This window comes from Janthinobacterium sp. GW821-FHT03C10 (genome assembly GCF_059420865.1).
The window spans coordinates 17200-33429 of sequence record NZ_JBWKUN010000001.1 but is presented as its reverse complement, the minus strand read 5'-3'; the positions used below and the strand labels follow the sequence as shown (position 1 = coordinate 33429).

The window sequence follows — 16230 nt, the reverse complement described above, 5'->3', positions numbered from 1 at the left end:
CGTCCTAGGAAAAAGTGCCCAACAACGCTCGCACGACCAGATTCCAGCCATCAATCAGTACGAACATCAGAATTTTGAGCGGCAGCGAGATCGAAGCAGGCGGCACCATCATCATGCCAAGTGACATGAGCGCGCTCGATACAATCAGGTCGATCAGCAGAAACGGCAAAAAAATCACAAAGCCGATCTGGAACGCCGAACGCAATTCCGACAGCATGAACGCCGGAATCAGCTGCACCATGCTGATATCGTCGATCACTTTGGGCGCCTCTGCCTTGGATAACTCGACCATCAACGCAAGATCTTGCTCACGCGTCTGGCGGACCATAAATTCGCGCAATGGCAATACGGCACGCCCGGCGGCGGTTTCGGTGCTGAGCGTGCCAGCGATGTACGGCTGCAGCGCCCTGGTATTAACCTCCTGCAAGGCTGGCGACATGGTGAAAAAGGTCAAAAACAGCGCCAGACTGATAATCACGGTATTGGGCGGCGTTTCCGGCATGCCCAGCGCGTGGCGCAACATGGACAGGACAATCACAATCCGGATAAACGAGGTCATCGACATCAGGATTGCTGGCGCCAGGCTCAGTACCGTCAGGCCAAGCAATATTTTGATTGCCGAAGAGACATTGGCCGGGGTGCCTCCCCCTTCGGCCAAACGTACCTGCAAACCCGGTAGCGCAAGCGCCGGTTCCGCCACGCCACCAGCCCAGGCCGCCGCCATCCCGCCACAGACAGCGGCCAATAGGATGCCCAGCAAGGCGCACTGCCGCAACTCAAGGCGCATCGCTAGCCTCCTTGCCGCCTGGTGGAGCATCCACCACGATCGTATCGATACACGTGATGCCGTGCTCGCCTTGTGCCAGCAAATGCTGCTTTCCACCGAATTCGACCACGGAAATCAGCGAACGAGGGCCCAAACGGCGCGTTTCCAGTACACGCAACAGCGCCGGCGCACCCTTCGCCCGCATGCCCAGCTTCAGGCGCTTGCGAACCAACACCACCGCGCCAATTGCCAGCAGCGAGACCAGCAGCACTGCCATCCCACCCGAGCCAGCCAGGCTGGCTGCCTCGGCATCGCGTTTGAAGGGAATCGTCTGGGTCGCCAGCGCCGCCCCCCCATACCATGAGCAAGCCAGCGCTACGATGATGCCCCGTCTCATGCGTGAGCAACCTTTGCCAGTTCGCTGATGCGAACGCCAAAATGGTCATCCACCACCACAAGCTGGCCGCGCGCGACGATATTACCGTTCACGACAATATCGATCGGATAATCTGCCTTTCGATCAGTTTTCAGCACTGAAGCTTCCTTCAGCGCCATCAATTCGCCAACCGTGGTCTGGATTTCCCCGACCATGACGTTCAAGTTCACCTTGACGCTATCGAGCAATCCCAGGTTCCCGGCGAAAATGGCCGGCCCTGCCGGGGACGGCTCCTTGAATTCGGATAATTCCACGACCTGGGCTTGCGCTATGGCGGCGCCATTACTATTTGATGTACTACTCATTCCACTACTCCATGCTCAATCATGTACATTATTAATCACGCCGAACAACTTCAAGCGCTACTTTTTGGTCTGCAAGACCAAGGTATGCATCGAACAATGCGTCCCCTCCCGGCCCCATGACCGTCAGGGGCCTGTCAGCCAGCGTATCGAGCCGGATCACATCGCCGACCCCAAGCAACATCAGGCTGCCAAGCCCTACCTCGGCACGGCCTATTTCCAGCGGCAAACTCAAAGAGATGTTACGCAAGGCGTGCAGATAGTTCACGATGGCAAGCGGCGCCAGGCGTCCGGCAGCGTGGCCCATCTGCTGTGTGAAGCGCGCTACGGCCGTCTGGTTAATCATCACATACATACTTTGCTTGCCAAGACCAAGCCTTAACGCCACCACACCTGCCCCACGCAACCAGGCTGCTGCTGGCGGTGCCACTGGCGCACCGCCCTGCGCTATGCCACTCAACGACTCGAACAAGGCTTCGCTGGCCGCATCGGCAGCTTCGTCCGCCATCCCGGCTTGCGACGCTTGCAAAGGCTCGGCCACACCAAGTGGAAACATCGCGTGACGTAGCTGCAGGTTCCACTCAGGTGTGCAAGCGCACCACCAGGTCTCGTCACCGCGGCTGCGCGCGGCACGCCATGAGGCGTCGGGGCAGACAGCTTGCGCTTCCCAGGCGCGCTTGCAATCGAAGTCCATGTTGGATGTTGCTATGCCCCACGCAGCACACCACGCTTCTACCGCACGACGCAAAGGCCCGGCCACTGCGTCCAGCGCAGTATCAGATACCAGCAAATACGGGTGTACCTGCATCAACGACGTCCTTTCATGTCGAACAACTCCTGGATCATGTCATTTGCCGTACTGATCACGTGAGACGACGCCTGGTAGCCGCGCTGCATCAGGATCAAATTGCTGAATTCCTCGGCAAGATCAACGTTAGAGCCTTCACGGTGGCCCGGTGCGAGCTTGCCATAGGCATCGACGCCGGCATAACCGTACTGAACCGGGAGCTGCGCCGCTGCGGAAAATGCACCACCGCCAACCTGTACCAAGTCGCCCAAGGCATGAAAATTGGCCAACGCCAGACGCGGCCCCTTCGCCGTCTGGTTATTGGAATAACGAATCGATAGCGTGCCGTCGGCTCCTATTCCCTGCTCCGTCATGCTGCCCGCCAGGTAGCCATCCTGAGATACCAGGCTCAGGCTGCTCGGTGTCGGAAAGGAATTCACGTTGCTGGTAAAGTCGAGCTTGACGTCGAAGGCCGGCACGGTGGCTGAACTATATGCAAAGGTCACCACATCGAATCCAGGCAGCAGGAAACCGGAATTGAATTTCAGCTCGCCTGTGCCGACTGCCGTTCCTGTCGCGACATCGTTGACGGTGACTTTGAAATTTCCACCGCCCTGATCCTTGAAGATCAGATTGACGGTATGACTGGCTCCGGCAGCATCGATGATGTTCAATCCTGTCATCGTCGCATCAATGGCGGGTGTGGCAACAGTGCTGGTGAGGTTGCCGCTAATTTTGATCGTGCTCGTTGCCTTGGGTGGATTGCGCGCCAGTGTCCCAAGCTGAACGTCAGCGAGCTTGCCGCTACTGTCAAGGGCCTGGACATGGTCGCCACTGGTATTGACCAAGATATCCTGGGCATTGAACTGAAAATCGCCGGCGCGGGTATACAGCAATTGATCATCGCGGCGGATGACAAACATGCCATTTCCATCAATCATCACATCAAGTGGATTGCCCGTACCCTGATCAATCCCGCTCTTGAAGTTGATTTGTGCCCCCAAGGTATTCAAGCCGACACCGCGCGATCCGCCACCACTGCGGCCATTGGCGTGTGCGGCGTTGCTGCCCTTGTCGAACAAGTCGGAGAACTCTGGCTGTGACTTTTTGAAGCCCGGTGTATTGACATTGGCCAGGTTGTTCCCCACTACACGCAATCCTTGCGAATAGCCCAACAGGCCGGAAGTACCGATCAACAGCGTATCAAGCATGGTGTTTTCCTTTAACGGACATTCGTAAGTTGTGACAGCGTAATCTTGTCCTGGAAGGCCCCGGACGAGGTCTGCAGGGTCAGCAACGGCTGGCCGGAGGCGAAATCGAGTGCCGTCACCTTGCCGGTGACCACGCCGCCACCCTGATTGATATCCACTGTCTTGCCCAGCAGGCCAACCGATTGCAGCGACGACTGCACCGACAGCAGCTCATCAATCTTGGCGTTGAGCTGGCGGCTTTGCTCCAGCGATGCGAATTGCGCAATCTGCGCCACGAACTCCTGGTTATCGACCGGCTTGAGTGGATCCTGACTGTTCAGCTGCGCAGTCAGGATCTTCAGGAAATCCTGAATAGCGATATTGCTGGACTGGGCTGGCTGGTTCGCGCCTGCCGCAGAAATGGGATTAACGGCCATCAGAGTGCATCCTTATTTATGAGTGGGATTCCGGCGCTGCCGGTAGGCATGGGCTCGGCAACAAAGCAGTCAGCGCCTGCGCCGGCTTTCTGCTTGATGAGTATCTCTTTTCCATTCACAGTCAGCGCGATCATGCGTGTGCCGGTGCCATGCAGCTCGAGCAGCATGGCCTGCGCCACTAGCCGTTCCTGAACTGCACTGAGCGACGCATCACGTATCCATGCACGCACACCGCCGCTTTCCCGGTACAGATGCATTTGCCGCAATGCGTACTCTGGCGTGTCTTCCTGCCTCAGCTGCGTTAGCGGCATACTGGCCGTCTCCGGTATTTGCTCTGTGCACGAAATTGCAGCGGAGCCAGCGCTCAAGCCGGCCGACAGCGCCAAGGGCTGCGTGCGCACCACGCCGCCGCTGTCGCCATCGGAGGGCCCCATGACAGCCACTGTACGGCCTGGGGTATCGCTAGCAACCGTGCCAGGTATCGCGACGCGCGGCAATGCACCTGCCTCCGCAGCAACGGCTACGCCGTACACGGTATACCCGTTTGGCAATGCACCGGGCAAGGCAGGCGCTGGCAGCGTGTTGCCATTCAAACTCCCAGCATCAGCGCGCAACGGTAGCTGTGCGGCAGTCTGCTTGGCTGCCGGCTGCGGCGCCCGCTCTCCCTCTCCCGTATCGGCGGCCTGGCGCTGAGCATTTTTCTTCACGCCTTGCTCCAGCAGTGCCGTTTCCAGTTCAAACAGCCAGCGCTCCTGGTGGCCCTGCTGTTGCGCAAATGATTTGCGGGACGATGGCGCCTGGCCATCGAGCGCTTCAAGATTCACTGTCATATGCTCCTCCTGTCACGCGCGACATTCCCCATTGATCATCGGCGGCCTTGAAGTCAAGGCTGATTCGGCCTTGCAGGAATAGCAACTGCATTTTTTCCCGGTGCTCCTGTACTGCATCCAATGCCCGCTGCGCCAGGTTCAGGCGGTCCGTCAGTTCGTCGCGACGCTGCGTCAGAACGTTGAGCGCCTCTTGCGCGCGCCTGGCCTGCAGGCCGCAATCGTCGATATGGCGCGCCAACATGACAAACAGGTCCACCGATAACGGCCCTGCCGCGCCTTCGAGGCCGCCCCACTCCTGCATCGATGCCTGCTGACGTTGCAACAGCGTCTTCACCGAAGCATCTTGTGCGGCCCATGCCGCATTCATCTCGCCGAGCTCCGAGCGCAGGCGGTCGAGTTCCCATTGGAGCGTCAGCAGCATAGGCTGCAAGGCATACTGGAAGCGGCGGTTGCTGCCCATTACGTACCGCTCCCTGCCAAGAGTGCCGCCCGCAAGCGCACCAAGGCCTCAGCGCGTGTCGTCGACTCCTGTACCGGCTGGCGCAACACCTGAATAATCGCCGGATGCAAGGCGATGGCACGGTCGATCGCCACATTGCTGCCACTGCGGTAAGCCCCCATATCGACCATCTGCCGGTTACGCTGGTAAGTGGACAGCACTTCCACCACGGCCAGCATCAGGTCCTGATCTTCACGCCCCACCAGCTCCGAAGCCAGGCGGCTGGTGCTTTGCAAGACATCGATCGATGGAAAATGTCCTTCATGTGCGAGTTCGCGCGACAGCATGATATGGCCGTCCAGCGTGGCCCGCACGATGTCTGAAATGGGCTCGTTGAAATCATCGCCTTCCACCAGCACCGTATACAGGGCAGTGATGGCGCCACCGGAATCGGTTGTGCCGCAGCGCTCGCACAGGGCCGGAATGTCGGAAAAGACCGACGGCGTATATCCACGCGCGGTCGGCGGCTCACCCGCAGCAAGACCGATTTCACGCCGCGCCATGGCAAAACGGGTAATCGAGTCCATCATCAGCAGCACCTGCCGGCCTTCCTCACGAAAATGCTCGGCAATGGCGGTCGCGGCGTACGCGGCGCGGGTACGTACCAGCGCCGGCTGGTCAGACGTCGCCACCACCACGACACTGCGCTCCAGCCCCTTGGGGCCCAGCTGCTTTTCCACGAATTCGCGGACTTCACGCCCACGCTCTCCGATCAGCGCAATCACATTCACATCAGCCTGGACGTCGCGTGCCAGCATGCCCAGCAAGGTGCTCTTGCCAACGCCGCTGCCAGCAAAAATACCCATCCGCTGCCCCCGCCCCAGTGGCAGCATGGTATCGATGGCACGGACTCCCGTGTGCATCAAATCCTTGATGCGCGGCCGGCTCAGCGGATTGATCGGGGCGGCATGCAGACTGCGCGTTTTTTGCGACGCCAATGGCGCCCCACCGTCGATCGGTACGCCGAAAGCGTCAATAACGCGGCCCAGCAAGCTGGCTCCAACCGGAATACCAGGTGCCTGGCGCACGGCCTCGACGCGGCTGCCGGCGGCAATCCCGCGCAAGTCGCCATAGGGCATCAGGATGACACGTCCTGGACGCATGCCGACCACTTCGGCGAGCAGCTTGCCTGGCGTCTGAGCCAGACTCACTTCGCACACTTCACCGATGCTGACATCAGGTCCCTGCGCTTCGATACTTTGGCCGGAGATGCTCAGCACATGCCCTGAGCGGCAAGTCAACTCGGCATGATGTACGGCGTCCAGGTAAGCCTGCATCATGCCGTGCCGCCGTTCCTCACAGCCAGCAAAGCCTCGCCAAGGCGGGACAGCTGGGTTTCCAGACGTGCATCGAGCGTGCCTTTATCGCTGTCGACCATACAGCCGCCCATTTCCACCGCACTATCGGCCTGCAAGGTAATGCGCGCGTCGAGCGGTATGTCGTCGTCCTGCAGCGTAGCCAGGTCTTGCGGATGCATGCGTATACGCAATTGTTTGGCAGCATGTTCATCGCGCGCAATGGTGCGCACCATGTCCAGCAGCGTGTCCCGGCTTGCAGCAGTGGCGCCGACCATGCGGCACACTGCCGCATGGGCGATTTCCACCAGCATGTCTTCTGCCTGCCCGAGAACATGAGCGCTCGACGTTTCCACGGCGTCGGCCAGCGATGCCAGCACTTCGATTTTACGTGTCACCAGCGCCAACGCTTCGCGCTCGCCCTTTTCCATCCCCTGTGCCAGGCCCCGGCGCTCCGCGTCCTTCAGCACCGCAGCCGCGTCGTCATCGAGCTTCTTCTTGCTGAGCAACAATTGCGCTTTCTGTTCAGCCACTTCCTTGACCGCAGCATCAAATACCTGGCGCTCTTCAGCAGATACTGGAGGAAGAACTGTTGCCGGCGCAGGCACTACCGGCGAAGACAGGACATTTTTTGCAATCTGCGCAGCGAGTGGCACAGCCTGCGCCACCTCGACACGCTTTACCGCACCGCGCAACTGCCGCGGCACGGACGACACTGTCGCAGCGCGGATTATCGGGTCCATGATGTCACTTTGCGCAACAGCGACGCCAAAGGAGAGCTACGCCGCGCTTGCGGCTGCTGGCAAACCGCGACGTCAACACGTGCTAACACCGCATCGAACACGAAACGCTGGCGCGCCGGCGCATCGGGTAGCGGGTACGGACGTGCTGTGCGGATGCGTTCACGCTGTATCGTTGGAAACAGATCGAGCATCGCAGGTGCCCAGGGCCAATCCTGCAGCGCGAGGAACTGCGCCACCATGGATGCCGGTTCATGCTGGAAAATCGCAAACATGGTCTCGGGCGTGGCGGCAATGATACGGTCCAGCGAAGTAACCGCTGGCGGTGGAGCAACAGGTGTCGACAGCACCTCATCCGCATCCGCGCCATCGAACCCCAGCTCCTTCAACTCACGTAAATAGGCGGTCAAGGTGGCGCGGTCGGCCGCCGGCAGTTCGGCCAGGATCAGCCGTCGGTCGGCAGCACCGACAGCATGCAGCGCGATGGCCGCCTGGCGATAGCCGCTCACTTGCGTTCTCCATACAGGGTGCCGCCGGCAGGCGTGGCGATCCATTGCTTGACCTCGTTAAGCAGTTGCTGCCGGGCGGCGGGATCCAGCCGCTTTTCAGCGCGGCGGCGGTTGCGGCGCTTGAACAGCAGATACAGCGCGCATGCCACGGCCAGCGCAGCCAATATAGCCAGCAGCACGGCCGCTACCGGCCAGTGCGGCGCAGTGGCGGCATTCAATGGCGCAGTTTGCAGCGGCACATCGGCGGCTGGCGTGGCCACCGCCGGCGCACGTTCGGCGGCCAAGGCAAATTTATCCATCGAATACACCACCACAGCATCACCACGCTGACTGTTGAAGCCGATGGCCAGCGTGACGACTTCTTTCAGGTGCTCCAGCTGGGCATCACTCAATGGCTGCTTCACCAGCACCGCCACGGTCATGCGCTTGACGGTGCCACTGGCCGGCACCAGCTGTTCGACACGCCGTCCGACTTGGTAATCGGCCTCGCTGCTACTGCCGCCGGTACCCTGCCCTTTTTGTTCCGAGGTCGCCAGCGCGCTATTGGATTCACGGCTGGTCTGGCGGTCGCGCACCATCACGCCGGCAGGCTGGACGTCGGCTGCCAGCCCTTTGGCCGGCAAGACCTCCTCCGTCGTGATCTTGCTCTGGTCAAGGTTGAGCACCACGTCGACGCTAGCCACCGTTTCGCCGGCGCCGAAGGTGCGGTCCAGCACCTGAGTCACTTTCTTGACCAGATATTCTTCCGTGCTGCGCTTGGAATCGAGCTGGGATGCGCCCTGCTCACCACCATCGGCCTGCGCAATGCGCGTCAACGCCACGCCATGCTGGTTCAGCACGGTGACATCATCGCTGACAATATCGGGTACGGATGCCGCGACCAGCCGCTGGATGCCGGCCACTTGCGCTGCGCCAAGCACACGGCCGGCCTTCATGGTCAGCGTCACCGAAGCCTTCGGCTTGGTGACAGCTTTCTTGAACAGTCCCTGTTCCGGCAGCGCCAAGTGCACGCGCGCGGCCTGAATTTCTTCGATGGAAAGAATGGTGCGCGTCAGTTCGCCCTGAATCGCGCGCAGATAATTCACCTTCTGTACAAACTCGGTCATGCCAAAATCGGCATTATTAAATACTTCAAAACCTACCGCGCCATGCAAGGGCATTTCCTTGCCCATCAACTTTAGCCGGGTTTTATAGACGAGATCTTTCGGCACCAGGATAGTATTGCCGCCATCGGTCAGCTGATAGGGCGTTTTCATGCGATCGAGCTCGGCGGTCATCGCCGCCGCATCGGCCGGCGCCACGTCGGAAAACAGCACCTGATAATCGGCGCGGTATGCCCAGAACCCCAGACTGATCACCAGACCGGCGATCAGGACGATGCCGGCAATGATGCCGATGCGCGCCTGTACCGCCAGGCGTTGCCATACTTGTACTAATGATGTCACCGTCTTGCTCCTATACCTGCATCCGCATTACTTCTTGATACGCATCGAGCAAACGATTTCTCACCTGCGCCAATAACTGGAACGACAGCTTGGCCTCCTCGAGATGGATCATCACCTCGTGCAGGCTCTGGGTTTCCCCTGCCGCCAGCTTTTTTACGTCCGTGTCAGCCAGCTCCAGGCTGGTGTTGACGGACTTGAGCTCGGCGGCAAACCACTGGCCAAAACCTGCGACAGGAGGCTGCGCGCTGGCAGGCGCCACGCCGGGCTGGACCAGCGCGGCTGCCGCAATCGATTCGATCACCATTATTGGCCTCCAATTTCAAGTGTGCGGGCGGCCATGGTCTTGGCTGCGTTCATGGCCACCACATTGGCTTCATACGCACGCAATGCCGTATTCAGGTTCACCATTTCGGCCGTATGATTGACGCCCGGATATGCCACGAAGCCCTTGGTGTCGGCATAAGGATGACCCGGTTCGTACACCATGCGCGGCTGCACCGCTTGCGGTTCAACTGACGCAACCTGCACGCCGCGCTGCCCGGCAGCATATAGCGCACCGAACTGCTGGCTGAACGCCATCGGGGTCTGTTGTGCCAGGACCTGCATCGGCCGGTACAGCTGCGCCACCGACGGCGCCGCATTGTGCATGTTGGCGATATTGGCTGTCGTCACGTCGAGCCGCAGTTTTTCAACCCGCATGCCACTGGCGCTGATCTGGAATGCCGCGTTATAGTCCATCAGCGTTTACCCTCATTGATCGCACTGCCCAGCAGCGCAAAGTGTTTGTTCAATGCCTTCAGCAAAGCTTGCTGATGCAAGGTGTTTTCCGATAATGCCGCCACTTCCATGTCGAGCGCCACCGGTTCGCCGTTCCCCGCCAGCTCAAACGCTGGCCGGAAATCACCGAGGCTTGCCAACGACGGTGGCGCACCGCCCATGGTGGTGTTACGGGTCAATTCGGCCAGGCGGCCTTCAAAACTGACTGCCAGACGCTGGTATCCGGGCGTATTCGCGTTGGCAATATTTTGTGCGATCGCTTGCTGGCGCATGCCTGCCGCGTCCAATGCCAGACTCAATAAACCAGTTGTGCTGCTATCGATAAGGGAAACCATGGAACCACGCTCCTGCTTCAATATTCATGACTACTGCCAAGGCCATCGACTGGCGCCAGCGCTCGCTTGTTATTGCACCACCAGCTCCGCATGCAGTGCGCCGGCAGCTTTGACGGCACGCAGGATCGAAATCATGTCGCGCGTATTCGTCTTCAGGCGCGCCAGCGACTGCACCAGGTCGGCCACCGTATTGCTGGTCGCCGCCACATAACCTGTTTCACCACGTTCTTCCACATCGACCCGGCTGTTGGCGACGCGCACGCTGCGCACGCCGTCGCCAACGCGGCTTACCAGCAATGGCTGAGATACCGAATTGTCGGTGAGGATGGTCACCTTCAGCTCACCGTGCGAGACCACCACTTTGGAAATACGCACGTCGCCGCCCGACACCACAGTGCCCGTCCGCTCGTTGATCACGACCCTGGCGCGGCGATCCGGCTCGACCGTGACGTTTTCCAATGCTGTCAGGAAATCGGTGACGCGGCTGCGCCGTGCCTCGGGTATGCGCACCTCGATGCCTGCGGCATCCTGCGCCACCGCCAGGCCCGTGCCCAGCGCGCTATTGATGGCGCTGGCAACCCGGGTGGCGGTCGTATAGTCCGGTTCGGCGAGGACAAAAGTGACGCTCTGGCCTGCATGGGTAACGTCGGCCGGCACGCCAACCTCGACGACGGCGCCGCCAGGCACCGAAGCGACAGTCGGATGGTTTTTTTGTACGACGTTGCCGTTCATATCGTATTTGTAGCCACCAACCGAGACAGGGCCTTGCGCCAGTGCATAAATACGCCCATCCGGCCCCTTCAACGGTGCCAGCATCAGTGCGCCACCGACCAGACTGCGCGCGTCGCCGATCGAGGTGATCGTCACGTCGAGCGTCTCGCCTGCGCGGGCGAATGGCGACAGCGTGGCAGTGACCATGACCGCGGCGACGTTGCGGCTTTGCACATCGTCGGCCACGATACTCATGTCGAAGCGCGACAGCATATTGGCGATCGACTGGCGCGTCGCCTTGTTGCGGCTGGAGTCTCCCGTGCCGGCCAGGCCGGTCACGATGCCATAACCGGTCAGCGCATTGTCGCGCCAGCCCGCCATCTTGCCGAGGTCCTTGATGCGGATCACTTCGGCCTGGCTCCAGCTGCTGCACAGCAACGCCGCCAGCAAGCCAGCACGCAATAGATGTTTGATCATGGTTACAATCCGAAGAAAGTCAGGAAACGCTGCCACCAGGCCGGGCGCTGGGAGTCGGCAAGGTCTCCCTGGCCGGCGTAGCTGATCTTCGCATCGGCGATGCGGGTCGACAAGACCACGTTCGCATCGGACACGTCCTGCGGGCGTATGCGGCCCTCCACCTTGATCGTCTGCTGCTCGTTATTCACATTCAATATTTGTTCACCGGCGACGATCAGATCGCCGCCAGCCAGCACTTCGCGCACGCTGACCGTAATTTGCGCCAGCACCCGTCCTTCGCGCGCCGTGCGGCCACGGCCGTCCATCTGATTATTGGCATTGATACCAGCGGCATATCCGCGGCCCGGACGCTGGATATCGAGACCCACGCCGGCGTCGCGCCCGGCGCTGGTATTGGCAGTGCTGGTGGCGCTGGCATTTTCATACACCATCACGGTAATCAGGTCGCCGGCCCGGCGCGGCCGCAAATCCGAGGTCAGCGACTGGTAGCTGCCAGGCTGATACAGGCTGTCCGCGTGCGCGCACGCCATGCCTGCCAGCATCGCCAAGTAGCCTACCATTTTCAAGTAACGCATTGCCTACCTTCCATCGATTCGCACCTGGCCCGGCGCAATGACTTTTGCACTGACCGCCTCGCTACTTTGCTGCAATTTGACTGGCACCATTTGTCCAAGCTGTCCATCGGCTTGCGCCACAGCCACAGTTTCCAGCAAAATTCCATGATTCCTGACCTCTACCGCCACCCTGTCGCCGCGCATGACCATGCCAGCCGGCGCTACTTGCCGCACTGTCAATACCTGTCCCTGTGCCAGCGCGCCCCGCAAACGCGGTGCGCCAGCCAGCGCCTCCGGCTTTATCGCCGCATCCGCCAGGCCAGCCACATCGCGCACGCCCAGCACCACGTCCTGCGCCGTCACCGTATCGCCCTCGGCCAGCGCGCGGCGCGCTACATATACCTCTTGCCGCGCCACGACCGCCAAGGTCACCACCACCGAGCGGTACAAGGCACCATCGACGAATACATCGACCCACACGGGCAGCCGTGCCCGCAAGGACTGGCGCTCGATGGCACGCGCCCGGTATTCCACCTGGCCTGATGGCAAGGCCAGCTCCGCCAGCGGCGTCGCCAGGCTCAGTTCCAGCGACGCATATTGGGGGCCGAACACTGCCGACACATGCCGGACCGCTTCGGCCAGTGGCAAGGCCGGGTCCAGCGCGCGGCTTTCCCGGCGTATCGTCACGCTACGCGCCCCTTGCCACTCAATGCGCTGCCCCAATGGAAACTGCTGCCCACGCAAAGCCACTTCCAGTTCGGCACGGCTGCGCCGGTCGACATGTCCAGCCAGAGGTGCGCTGCCTACCGGCAGTGCAGCAATTGCCTGTGTCAGCCGCGCGTCACCGGCATCGACCTTGGCAAGATCCGACAACGCCATGCGCGGGCCGCTCAGCAACACTTCGTCACGCAACTCAATTTTTACCGTCGAGGCATGGGCCGCGATACCCAGCACGGCAAGCGGCACGCATGCCAGCCAGCGGTGGATGCATCGCGCGGCAGCCATGGATTATTTCCGTAGGTTATTGCTCATGCCCAGCATTTCATCGGAAGCCTGGATCACTTTCACACTGCTTTCGTACGCACGTTGCGCCACCATCAGGTCGACCATTTCCTCGATCAGCTTGACATTCGACGACTCGACAAAACCTTGCGCTACGGTTCCCAGCCCATCGTCGCCCGGCTTACCGTAGATCGCATCGCCGGAACGTTCCGACGGTTTGTACAAGTTACCGCCCAGCGACAGCAGGCCAGTCGTGTCGGAAAACCGTGCCAACTCGATGCGCCCCGCCTCGCTTGTCTCGCCTTTGTCGCGGCTCACCATCACGCGGCCATCGGTGCTCAAGGTAACTTCCCTGGCATCGTTGCCCACATGGATCGCCGGCTTGAATACGTGGCCATCGGCAGTGGCCAGAAAGCCATCCTTATCGACCGACAATGTCCCGCCGCGGCTGTACGCAGGGGTGCCGTCGACGTCGACCACCTCGAAAAACCCTTCGCCCTTGATGGCGACATCCATGGCCGAGTCCGTCTTTTTCAAGTCGCCAGCAGTGAACACCTGGGACAGTGAAAAGATACCGACACCGCGTCCTTGCCACAGGTTCTGCCCAGCCTGCACATCATCGCCGCGCGCCGCGCGCGACACCTCGCGGCTGACCATATCTTCAAAACTGACGCGCCCTTTTTTAAAACCGGGCGTATTCACATTCGCCAGGTTATTGGCGATGGTGTCGACACTTTTTTGCTGCATGTGCATGCCGGTGGCGGCGATATAGAGCGAATCGTTCATGCTGCGTTAAAACTCCCCAAGCTTGCGTATCGTTTTTTCCAGCACATCGTCATAACCCTGCATGATTTTTTGCAGCGCTTCGAAATGACGCACGGTTTCCGTCAGGCGCACCATCTCCTGAGCGGAATTGACATTCGATGCTTCCTGAAATCCGGAGCGAACCTTACTGCTCATTTCGCGCTCAGCCAAATGCGCATTTCCCTGCACATACAAACCGCCACCGACCGGCACCAGTGCTTCCGGATTGGCGAAATGCACGAGCTTCAAACGCCCGGCAATACGCTCTCCCTGGCGCACATCGCCATTTGCATCGATTTTAAAAAGATCGGGAATAAGAATAATGTCGCCAGTGGCTCCAGCCAGCGGCAAATCGTGTGCGCCTACCAGGCGGCCATTCACATCGACGCGCAAGGCGCCCTGCCGCGTGTACTGCGGGCCAGAACGGCTTTCCACTTCAAAAAAGGCAGCGCCTTCTATCGCCACATCCTGCGCATTGGCGGTATAGCGCAAGGAACCGGCGGAAGGGTCGATCGTCAGGGAAGGCGGAAGAATAGATGGAGATGCAGCATCTTGTTCCAAGGCACCCTGCATATGCGCGGCAAACGCAGGACCGACCACCACCTGTTTTTTATAAGCAGGAGTGAGTACATTCGCCACGTTCTGGCTGATCGTTTCCAGCCTCTGCAAATCATGTTGCATGCCGTTGCCGGCGATAGCCATCAAGTCCATACATGCGCAATCAGAACCCGCGCACGAAGGCACGAAGAAAATTTGAGTAGACTGAAACAATATCATACCTGGCAACAAAATTGTTGCCGTGACGTACAATTTTATTTACTTGAATATATGAAATATTTTTCAAAAAAAGCAAAATTCAATGTACTTTTATCATTTTTATATACAACTTCAAAAAGTAAATCTCCACAAGCTTGCACGGAACAGCTGATCAATTCACTACGTCAGCGAGGATTTACGCTCTGAGCGATCAAACAACGCGTCAACGTACAGCATGTCAGCTGATTTGATGTGATATTGCGTGCCGCTGGGCGGCCAGGACTCACTATGCGATTCAGTGACAATATGGTGCAAACTGAATTAATCAGTGCCTCCTTGCGCCTAAAAGTTAGGTTATTCAAGCTTGTTGATTTGCCTGGAAATCTGACCTACTTCACCCCACAATTTGCAAACGACACTTACCCCACGTTTGAGACACAATCCTGGTCACGACATTGAGCTGGGAATTGGAGTGATCAACGTGGCATTACTACGGAAGTACTGATTTATTCATCTGGTACCGTTCCCTGCTGCGGTCCGACCTGACACAATAACGGTATCGCCACCGTCCGCCATCGACTATCGACCATGCAAAAGTGCTTTTCCGACCTTGAATATGCTGCCAAGAAGAAGCTGACGCGGCGCGACCGTTTCCTGGCCGAGATCGACAGTGTAACGCCTTGGAGCAAGTTGTATAAAGCCGTCGAGCCGCTCTATCCGAAGGTCGAAGGTACCGGCCGGCCACCGATCGGACTGGCGCGCATGCTGCGCATGTACGTGGCCCAACAATGCTTTGGTTTGTAGGAGGAAGGTATCGAAGACGCGATCTACGACAGCCAATCCATTCGTGCTTTCGTCGGCATCGACCTGGGCCGCGAATCGGCGCCGGACGCGACGTCCTTGTTGAAGTTCCGCCACCTGCTTGAAGCCAACGGGCTGACGCGCCAGATCTTCGACACGATCAACGCACACTCGGCCTAGAAGGGTCTGGTGATGCGCGAAGGCACCATCATCGACGCCACGCTGATCGCCGCGCCACCGTCGACCAAGAACAAGGACGGCAAGCGCGATTCGGAAATGCACCAGTCATGGCACTTTGGCATGAAGGCCCACGTCGGCATCGACGCCGCTTCTGGCCTGGTGCATATGGTCATCGGCACGGCCGGCAATGTCGCCGATGTGACCCAGGCGCACGCGCTGCTGCACGGCGACGAGGCCGCCGCGCTTGGCGACGCCGGCTATCAGGACGTGGAAACACGGCCCGAGCACATCGGCAAGTCGGTGACATGGCGCGTGGCCATGAAACGTTCCAAACGCAAGGCGCTGCCCAAAAACAAACTGGGGCGCCTGACGGAAAAGTTGGAGCACCTGAAGGCCAGCGTGCGAGCAAAAGTCGAGCATCCGTTTCATGTCATCAAGAACCTGTTCCGTCATCGTAAGACGCGCTATCGCGGCTTGGCCAAGAACACTGCACAGCTTTTTACCTTGTTCGCCTTCCAACCTGGTACTGGCCAGAAGACATTTTACGGTTACCGAATCCCGTAATCCGTCTTGACTGCAGAAAGACGCGCAGCATCG

20 protein-coding genes and 1 pseudogene are annotated in these 16230 nt (G+C 59.6%); 1 reads left to right on the top strand and 20 read right to left on the bottom strand.

From position 1 onward, the window contains the following. Positions 1 to 4: 4 nt before the first annotated feature. The 20 genes from fliP to AC07VH_RS00025 all read right to left on the bottom strand — a co-directional run bounded on the left by fliP (position 5) and on the right by AC07VH_RS00025 (position 14607). Positions 5 to 787, bottom strand: coding sequence for a flagellar type III secretion system pore protein FliP (gene fliP, locus AC07VH_RS00120; protein WP_494789449.1), 783 nt, complete (start codon positions 785 to 787; stop codon positions 5 to 7). Then, positions 777 to 1163 carry a flagellar biosynthetic protein FliO gene (locus AC07VH_RS00115; RefSeq protein ID WP_494789448.1) on the bottom strand — a complete coding sequence of 129 codons (387 nt, stop codon included), beginning with the start codon at positions 1161 to 1163 and terminating at the stop codon, positions 777 to 779. The genes fliP and AC07VH_RS00115 overlap by 11 nt, the downstream gene beginning before the upstream one ends. Beyond that, on the bottom strand, positions 1160 to 1507 hold the full coding sequence (locus AC07VH_RS00110) for a FliM/FliN family flagellar motor switch protein (protein WP_494789447.1): 348 nt from the start codon (positions 1505 to 1507) through the stop codon (positions 1160 to 1162). The genes AC07VH_RS00115 and AC07VH_RS00110 overlap by 4 nt, the downstream gene beginning before the upstream one ends. A 31-nt stretch (positions 1508 to 1538) precedes the next feature. Continuing rightward, complete coding sequence (locus tag AC07VH_RS00105; RefSeq protein WP_494789446.1) at positions 1539 to 2198, bottom strand: FliM/FliN family flagellar motor switch protein; 660 nt, start codon at positions 2196 to 2198, stop codon at positions 1539 to 1541. A 113-nt stretch (positions 2199 to 2311) separates the two neighbouring features. Continuing rightward, positions 2312 to 3502 carry a flagellar hook protein FlgE gene (locus tag AC07VH_RS00100; protein WP_489627706.1) on the bottom strand — a complete coding sequence of 397 codons (1191 nt, stop codon included), beginning with the start codon at positions 3500 to 3502 and terminating at the stop codon, positions 2312 to 2314. 11 nt (positions 3503 to 3513) lie between these two features. Beyond that, a complete protein-coding gene (locus AC07VH_RS00095) occupies positions 3514 to 3918 on the bottom strand; it encodes a flagellar hook assembly protein FlgD (RefSeq protein ID WP_489627707.1) in 405 nt (134 codons plus the stop codon). Further along, complete coding sequence (locus AC07VH_RS00090; RefSeq protein ID WP_489627708.1) at positions 3918 to 4748, bottom strand: hypothetical protein; 831 nt, start codon at positions 4746 to 4748, stop codon at positions 3918 to 3920. Before AC07VH_RS00090 ends, AC07VH_RS00095 begins: the two co-directional genes overlap by 1 nt. Then, on the bottom strand, positions 4732 to 5208 hold the full coding sequence (locus AC07VH_RS00085; protein ID WP_494789445.1) for a hypothetical protein: 477 nt from the start codon (positions 5206 to 5208) through the stop codon (positions 4732 to 4734). The genes AC07VH_RS00090 and AC07VH_RS00085 overlap by 17 nt, the downstream gene beginning before the upstream one ends. Further along, positions 5208 to 6527, bottom strand: coding sequence for a FliI/YscN family ATPase (locus AC07VH_RS00080; protein ID WP_489627710.1), 1320 nt, complete (start codon positions 6525 to 6527; stop codon positions 5208 to 5210). Before AC07VH_RS00080 ends, AC07VH_RS00085 begins: the two co-directional genes overlap by 1 nt. Then, complete coding sequence (locus AC07VH_RS00075) at positions 6524 to 7285, bottom strand: FliH/SctL family protein (RefSeq protein WP_494789444.1); 762 nt, start codon at positions 7283 to 7285, stop codon at positions 6524 to 6526. Before AC07VH_RS00075 ends, AC07VH_RS00080 begins: the two co-directional genes overlap by 4 nt. Then, positions 7273 to 7791 carry a hypothetical protein gene (locus tag AC07VH_RS00070; RefSeq protein WP_489627712.1) on the bottom strand — a complete coding sequence of 173 codons (519 nt, stop codon included), beginning with the start codon at positions 7789 to 7791 and terminating at the stop codon, positions 7273 to 7275. The genes AC07VH_RS00075 and AC07VH_RS00070 overlap by 13 nt, the downstream gene beginning before the upstream one ends. Continuing rightward, positions 7788 to 9236: a flagellar basal-body MS-ring/collar protein FliF gene (fliF, locus tag AC07VH_RS00065; RefSeq protein WP_494789443.1), complete on the bottom strand. Its 1449-nt coding sequence runs from the start codon at positions 9234 to 9236 to the stop codon at positions 7788 to 7790. The genes AC07VH_RS00070 and fliF overlap by 4 nt, the downstream gene beginning before the upstream one ends. Positions 9237 to 9246: 10 nt before the next feature. Next, positions 9247 to 9540: a flagellar hook-basal body complex protein FliE gene (fliE, locus tag AC07VH_RS00060; RefSeq protein WP_494789442.1), complete on the bottom strand. Its 294-nt coding sequence runs from the start codon at positions 9538 to 9540 to the stop codon at positions 9247 to 9249. Then, positions 9540 to 9974, bottom strand: coding sequence for a flagellar basal body rod protein FlgC (gene flgC / locus AC07VH_RS00055; RefSeq protein ID WP_494789441.1), 435 nt, complete (start codon positions 9972 to 9974; stop codon positions 9540 to 9542). The genes fliE and flgC overlap by 1 nt, the downstream gene beginning before the upstream one ends. Further along, positions 9974 to 10348 (bottom strand): flagellar basal body rod protein FlgB, encoded by a 375-nt coding sequence (locus AC07VH_RS00050; RefSeq protein ID WP_489627717.1) that lies wholly within the window; start codon positions 10346 to 10348, stop codon positions 9974 to 9976. Before AC07VH_RS00050 ends, flgC begins: the two co-directional genes overlap by 1 nt. 69 nt (positions 10349 to 10417) lie before the next feature. Continuing rightward, positions 10418 to 11536 (bottom strand): flagellar basal body P-ring protein FlgI, encoded by a 1119-nt coding sequence (locus AC07VH_RS00045; protein ID WP_494789440.1) that lies wholly within the window; start codon positions 11534 to 11536, stop codon positions 10418 to 10420. Positions 11537 to 11538: 2 nt separating this feature from the next. After that, a complete protein-coding gene (locus AC07VH_RS00040) occupies positions 11539 to 12111 on the bottom strand; it encodes a flagellar basal body L-ring protein FlgH (protein ID WP_489627719.1) in 573 nt (190 codons plus the stop codon). A 3-nt stretch (positions 12112 to 12114) separates the two neighbouring features. Beyond that, the gene (flgA, locus tag AC07VH_RS00035; RefSeq protein WP_494789439.1) at positions 12115 to 13095 is read right to left on the bottom strand and encodes a flagellar basal body P-ring formation chaperone FlgA; all 981 of its coding nucleotides are present in this window, start codon (positions 13093 to 13095) and stop codon (positions 12115 to 12117) included. 3 nt (positions 13096 to 13098) lie between these two features. After that, a complete protein-coding gene (gene flgG, locus AC07VH_RS00030; protein WP_489627721.1) occupies positions 13099 to 13878 on the bottom strand; it encodes a flagellar basal-body rod protein FlgG in 780 nt (259 codons plus the stop codon). 6 nt (positions 13879 to 13884) lie between these two features. Further along, the gene (locus AC07VH_RS00025) at positions 13885 to 14607 is read right to left on the bottom strand and encodes a flagellar hook-basal body protein (protein WP_494803957.1); all 723 of its coding nucleotides are present in this window, start codon (positions 14605 to 14607) and stop codon (positions 13885 to 13887) included. 633 nt (positions 14608 to 15240) lie between these two features. On the opposite strand from AC07VH_RS00025, the pseudogene AC07VH_RS00020 reads away from it, so the two are divergent. After that, positions 15241 to 16207 (top strand): annotated as a pseudogene (locus AC07VH_RS00020) (IS5 family transposase). Positions 16208 to 16230 lie beyond the last annotated feature (23 nt).

Bases quoted from the DNA above. Each gene is read 5' to 3' on its own strand.
- fliP (WP_494789449.1), bottom strand. From the start codon at position 787: ATGCGCCTTGAGTTGCGGCAGTGCGCCTTGCTGGGCATCCTATTGGCC.
- AC07VH_RS00115 (WP_494789448.1), bottom strand. From the start codon at position 1,163: ATGAGACGGGGCATCATCGTAGCGCTGGCTTGCTCATGGTATGGGGGG.
- AC07VH_RS00110 (WP_494789447.1), bottom strand. From the start codon at position 1,507: ATGAGTAGTACATCAAATAGTAATGGCGCCGCCATAGCGCAAGCCCAG.
- AC07VH_RS00105 (WP_494789446.1), bottom strand. From the start codon at position 2,198: ATGGACTTCGATTGCAAGCGCGCCTGGGAAGCGCAAGCTGTCTGCCCC.
- AC07VH_RS00100 (WP_489627706.1), bottom strand. From the start codon at position 3,502: ATGCTTGATACGCTGTTGATCGGTACTTCCGGCCTGTTGGGCTATTCG.
- AC07VH_RS00095 (WP_489627707.1), bottom strand. From the start codon at position 3,918: ATGGCCGTTAATCCCATTTCTGCGGCAGGCGCGAACCAGCCAGCCCAG.
- AC07VH_RS00090 (WP_489627708.1), bottom strand. From the start codon at position 4,748: ATGACAGTGAATCTTGAAGCGCTCGATGGCCAGGCGCCATCGTCCCGC.
- AC07VH_RS00085 (WP_494789445.1), bottom strand. From the start codon at position 5,208: ATGGGCAGCAACCGCCGCTTCCAGTATGCCTTGCAGCCTATGCTGCTG.
- AC07VH_RS00080 (WP_489627710.1), bottom strand. From the start codon at position 6,527: ATGATGCAGGCTTACCTGGACGCCGTACATCATGCCGAGTTGACTTGC.
- AC07VH_RS00075 (WP_494789444.1), bottom strand. From the start codon at position 7,285: ATGGACCCGATAATCCGCGCTGCGACAGTGTCGTCCGTGCCGCGGCAG.
- fliE (WP_494789442.1), bottom strand. From the start codon at position 9,540: ATGGTGATCGAATCGATTGCGGCAGCCGCGCTGGTCCAGCCCGGCGTG.
- flgC (WP_494789441.1), bottom strand. From the start codon at position 9,974: ATGGACTATAACGCGGCATTCCAGATCAGCGCCAGTGGCATGCGGGTT.
- AC07VH_RS00050 (WP_489627717.1), bottom strand. From the start codon at position 10,348: ATGGTTTCCCTTATCGATAGCAGCACAACTGGTTTATTGAGTCTGGCA.
- AC07VH_RS00045 (WP_494789440.1), bottom strand. From the start codon at position 11,536: ATGATCAAACATCTATTGCGTGCTGGCTTGCTGGCGGCGTTGCTGTGC.
- AC07VH_RS00040 (WP_489627719.1), bottom strand. From the start codon at position 12,111: ATGCGTTACTTGAAAATGGTAGGCTACTTGGCGATGCTGGCAGGCATG.
- flgA (WP_494789439.1), bottom strand. From the start codon at position 13,095: ATGGCTGCCGCGCGATGCATCCACCGCTGGCTGGCATGCGTGCCGCTT.
- flgG (WP_489627721.1), bottom strand. From the start codon at position 13,878: ATGAACGATTCGCTCTATATCGCCGCCACCGGCATGCACATGCAGCAA.
- AC07VH_RS00025 (WP_494803957.1), bottom strand. From the start codon at position 14,607: ATGGACTTGATGGCTATCGCCGGCAACGGCATGCAACATGATTTGCAG.